The sequence below is a fragment of the Saliniramus sp. genome (assembly GCF_035311605.1).
Classification (GTDB): Bacteria; Pseudomonadota; Alphaproteobacteria; order Rhizobiales; family Beijerinckiaceae; genus Saliniramus.
In genome coordinates this window covers 1-4,144 of sequence record NZ_DATGCW010000058.1, presented here as the reverse complement: position 1 = coordinate 4,144, position 4,144 = coordinate 1, and the positions used below count along the sequence as shown (strand labels likewise).

3 protein-coding genes and 1 pseudogene are annotated in these 4,144 nt (G+C 68.5%); 2 read left to right on the top strand and 2 right to left on the bottom strand.

Annotated features, from left to right (window positions below):
• Both murJ and VKP01_RS02985 read right to left on the bottom strand, forming a co-directional pair.
• A partial coding sequence (murJ, locus tag VKP01_RS02990) for a murein biosynthesis integral membrane protein MurJ (RefSeq protein ID WP_324410146.1) occupies nucleotides 1-1,433 on the bottom strand: 1,433 nt, incomplete at its 3' end.
• A gap of 4 nt (nucleotides 1,434-1,437) precedes the next feature.
• A complete protein-coding gene (locus VKP01_RS02985) occupies nucleotides 1,438-3,159 on the bottom strand; it encodes a bifunctional diguanylate cyclase/phosphodiesterase (protein WP_324410145.1) in 1,722 nt (573 codons plus the stop codon).
• A gap of 364 nt (nucleotides 3,160-3,523) precedes the next feature.
• On the opposite strand from VKP01_RS02985, the gene VKP01_RS02980 reads away from it, so the two are divergent.
• The gene (locus VKP01_RS02980) at nucleotides 3,524-3,721 is read left to right on the top strand and encodes a hypothetical protein (RefSeq protein WP_324410144.1); all 198 of its coding nucleotides are present in this window, start codon (nucleotides 3,524-3,526) and stop codon (nucleotides 3,719-3,721) included.
• Between the two features lie 109 nt (nucleotides 3,722-3,830).
• Nucleotides 3,831-4,144: pseudogene (gene pyrH, locus VKP01_RS02975) on the top strand (UMP kinase); the annotation flags it as partial.

The window sequence follows — 4,144 nt, the reverse complement described above, 5'->3', positions numbered from 1 at the left end:
CGGATCAGCGCCGTATGGCGGGGCCGGCTGCGTCGATCCCGATCGCGCGCGACCAGATGCAGCGCGAACCATTGCCCGGCAAAGGCGCAGGCGATGCCCAGCCCGAGCCCGGTTGCCCCTGCGAGGTTCGTGCCGAGCGCGCAGGCGGGCAGGGCGAGGGCGAAACTCGCCAGAGCGACGAGGGCGGGCGCGCGCATGCGCTGGCGGGCGAAGAGGATCTGCTCGTTGATCCGGGTCAGCACCGCGAAGGGCAGGCCGCAGGCGAGGCCGGCAAGCAATCCCGCGGTGGCGCGCGCATCCGCCGCATCGAAGGCGCCGCGCGCGAACAATGCCGTGGTGATCGGCTCCGCCAGCAGGATGAGGCCGGTCGCAGCGGGCAGGGCGAGCAGCAGCGCGTCATTGCGGGCGCGGCGCGCGAGCGTGCGAAAGCCGCTCGGCGTACCGGTCCTCGCCTGCTTTGCGAGCCGGGGCAGCAGCACGATCCCCGCCAGCGCGGCGATCAGGCCAAGCGGCAGCAGGAAGACGCGTTCGGCATAATGCAGGAATGCCAGCGCGCCGGGCATGGTCGAGGCGGCGGGCATGGCGGCGAGCAGGATGAGCTGGGAGCCCGCAGCGGCGATCAGGGCCGGGAATGCGAGCCGCACGAGCCGGCGCTGATCGGCATCGAAACCGGGGCGGCGCAGGCGAAGCACACCGGGCAGGCGGGCGAGCGCGGTGGCGACGAGGGCGAGTTGTACGAGGCTGCCGAGGCTCATCGTCGCGGCAAGCGCTAAGGCCATGCGCTCCGGCGTCAGGGCGAGACCGAGCAGCGGCGCAGCCAGAAGCGCGATCATGGCGAGATTGACGACGAGGGGGCTCAGGCTCACCGCGACGAAGCGGCCATGCGCGGCCAGAACCGCGCTGATCAGCGCAGCCAGCGTCATCACCGCGATCGCCGGCAGAGCCAGCCGCGTGGCGGTGACGGCGATGTCGCGGGCGGGATCATCGGGGGCAAAGCCGCCGGCGAGCAGCGCGATCAGAGCGCCGGCGGCGAGGGTGGCAAGCGCGCACAGGACGATGATCACAAGCCCGATCGTGGTCAGCGCCCGCCCGGCGAATCCCGCCGCAGCCGCCGCCCCACCGGTCTCGACGATCTGCGCATGCAGCGGCACGAAACCGGCATTGACAGCGCCTTCAGAGACCATCCGGCGCGCGAGGTTGGGCAGGCGCAGGGCGACAGCGAGCGCCTCCGCCGCCGGACCGGCACCGAGCACGGCGGCGATCATCACGTCGCGGATGAAGCCGAGAATGCGGGAGAAGGCGGCGGCGCCAGCGACGATGATTCCGGATCGCACAGGACGCTGCGTGCCCGGATCGCCTGCAGATTTCTCGTGCAGGGGATCTTGCTGCGCCGGATCTTGCTGCGCCGGATCTTGCGGCGACTGCGTCGTCACGGCCTCAGGCGACCGCGGGATTGCCGGTCCCGTCTCCGCCGCTTTCTCCTTTGCCGTTGTCGCCTCCGTCTTGGCCGTTTGCCGGTTGCGCCGCATCGTCTGCGAGCGTCAGGATCGGTTCGGCGCAATGGCGTCCCTGGAGATAATCGACGCCCCATTCCGCAAGCATGGCGGCAGTCTCCTCATCCTCGACCCATTCGGCCACGACACGCATGTCGAGATTGCGCGCGAGATCGACCAACGTGCGCACGAAGAAGCGGTCATCGGGTGAACGCGGCAGGTTCTGCACGAAGGCACCGTCGATCTTGAGAATATCGACGGGAAAACTGCGCAGATGGCGGAAGGAGGTGTGGCCGGCGCCGAAATCGTCGATAGCGATGCGCACGCCCTTCCGCTTCATCGTCTCGAGTTGCATGCGCGTGCGTTCGGGGTCGCGTACCGCGCTCGTCTCGGTAATCTCGATGATCAGCCGCGCGGCCACGCCCGGATGCAGGGCGAGATGGCCGTCCAGCGCGCTGATCCAGTCGGGGCGCTCCAGCGTCGACGGGGAGAGATTGACGGAGAGATGGTCCTCCGGATGCTTCGCGAGCCAGCTCGTGGCCAGTTCGAGCATACGCGCATCGAGCAGATCCATCAGCCCCGCGCGCTCGACCGCGGGCACGATCTCGCCACCGGCCAGAAGCGGCATGTCCGGGCGCGTGAGCCGGGCCAGCGCCTCGCAGAACACCGTCTCCCGGGTGCGCGCATCGACCACCGGCTGACGGGCGAAGACGAGCCGGCGCTCGTTGAGCGCATCGATCACCGCATTGGCCGAAAGCTGCGCCTCGCGCCGCAGGCGGGCTTCGCAGCGCAGATCATGCACGACGAGCGTTTCGTGCGGCTGGACGCGGGCACGCGCCAGCGCATCCTCCGCGCGGCGCATCAGCGAGGCGGCGTCGCGGGCGTGATCGGGCGCGCAGGCCGCGCCGATGCGCAGGCTGACCGGGAAGACGCCGTCCTGCGTGGCGACGGGGGTTTTCTCGACCGCATCGCGCAGCCGCTGCGCGGCAATCGGAGCCTGGCCGAGTGAGCACGACATCATCGCCACGGCGAAGCGGTTGCTGGCATAGCGGGTGATCTTGTCGCGGCTACGCAGCACCCGGCGGATGCGTGTCGCGACCTCGTCGATCACCGCATCACCCCCATCAAAACCGAGCTCGTCGTTGATCCGCTCGAGATTGTCGATCGCGGCAATCATGATGGTGACGCGTTTTTGTGAACTCGCAGTGGCGATCACGTCGGCGCCGATGAATTCGACGAAGGCGCCGCGATCACCCAGCCGCATTTGCGTCGCATCTCCGGGCTCGACGCGCAGGACTCCGTGGACCCGCGCCGGTGTGCCGCCCGGCCCGGCATACCAGCGACCGGAATCCTCGACGGCCACACGGCGTCCATCGGGTAGGCGAAGGTTGTAACGTGTCCTGAAAGGGATCCCCGCGCCGCTATCGGTCTCCCGGGCGAGGCTGATCGTCTCGTTGCGGTTGATGCCGCTGCCCGGCTCGGCCATCAGCGCGAAGGCGCCGCCGGTGGCGATGCTCTGCGGATCGGCGATGCCGAGCACGTCACAGGCATTGGCGCTCCATGCGAGCGCGTCGGTCTCCACGTTCCAGTCATAGATGACTTCCCCGATGGAGGTGAGCACGGCGCGCGGATCGAGAGCCGTTTCCGGCGGTCTGGCATCCGACATCGAGGCCCGTCCTTTCCCATCCCGTTACGCCTTGAACCGACGCGGTGACGCCCATGCCATTGCCCGGATGCCGTGCACCAAAACGGCACAGGGTAATGCCCGCCGCGCGCGAACCATCTTCCGAAGCGAGCGCCTGCAGGTGACAATTCGTCACGAAATGATGCATAAACCAAGGTTAACAGGCGGTTAAAACTGGCCGCAAAATTGCACGGAATGGTGATCATGCGTCCGGGAGTTTCGCTGCATGCATAACGAACCATTGATGCAAACCGCTGCCGCACATCGCGCGAATCGCAAGTCCGCGAGCCGCGCGGTCGTGCCTGTCAAGGGCACCGCGCGCACGCAGAACGAGGGAGATGGGCGGATGCGGCACGAGCGGGCATCGTTCAGGGCGACGTCCAGGCAGGCGGGCGCCTCGGCGGGTTTCGTCACGCAGCTGATCGCCTGTGCCGGCAACCTCCCCGCTTATCGGGCCCGGCGCCGGGCCGAGCCGGAAGAGGCGGCGCGTCGCTATGCGGACGCATCGGTGCATCCGGTGAAGGGGCGCGGCATCGCCGTGTGAGCCCGTCCGCGTGCCGCTGCGTTCGAAAAATCCGCATCGCCCCCTTGCGGTACGGGCGCAATTCGGGGAGTAAGGACGACGCGCCGTCAACGCGAGCCGGAGAACAGCCATGACCATGCCCTACCGACGAATCCTCGTGAAACTGTCGGGAGAGGCGTTGCAGGCACCGGACGGGTTCTGGCTCGATGCGCAGGTCCTCACCCGGCTTTCCCAGGATATCGCCCGCGCCACGGCGGCGGGATTCGAGATCGCGCTGGTAATCGGCGGCGGCAACATCATCCGCGGCGCACGCATGAGTGCCGCCGGCTGGATCGACCGACCCACGGCGGATTCCATGGGCATGCTCGCCACGGTGATGAACTCGCTTGCGCTGGAGACCGCGCTGAACGCCAACGGCGTCTCGGCGCGAACCATGTCGGCGGT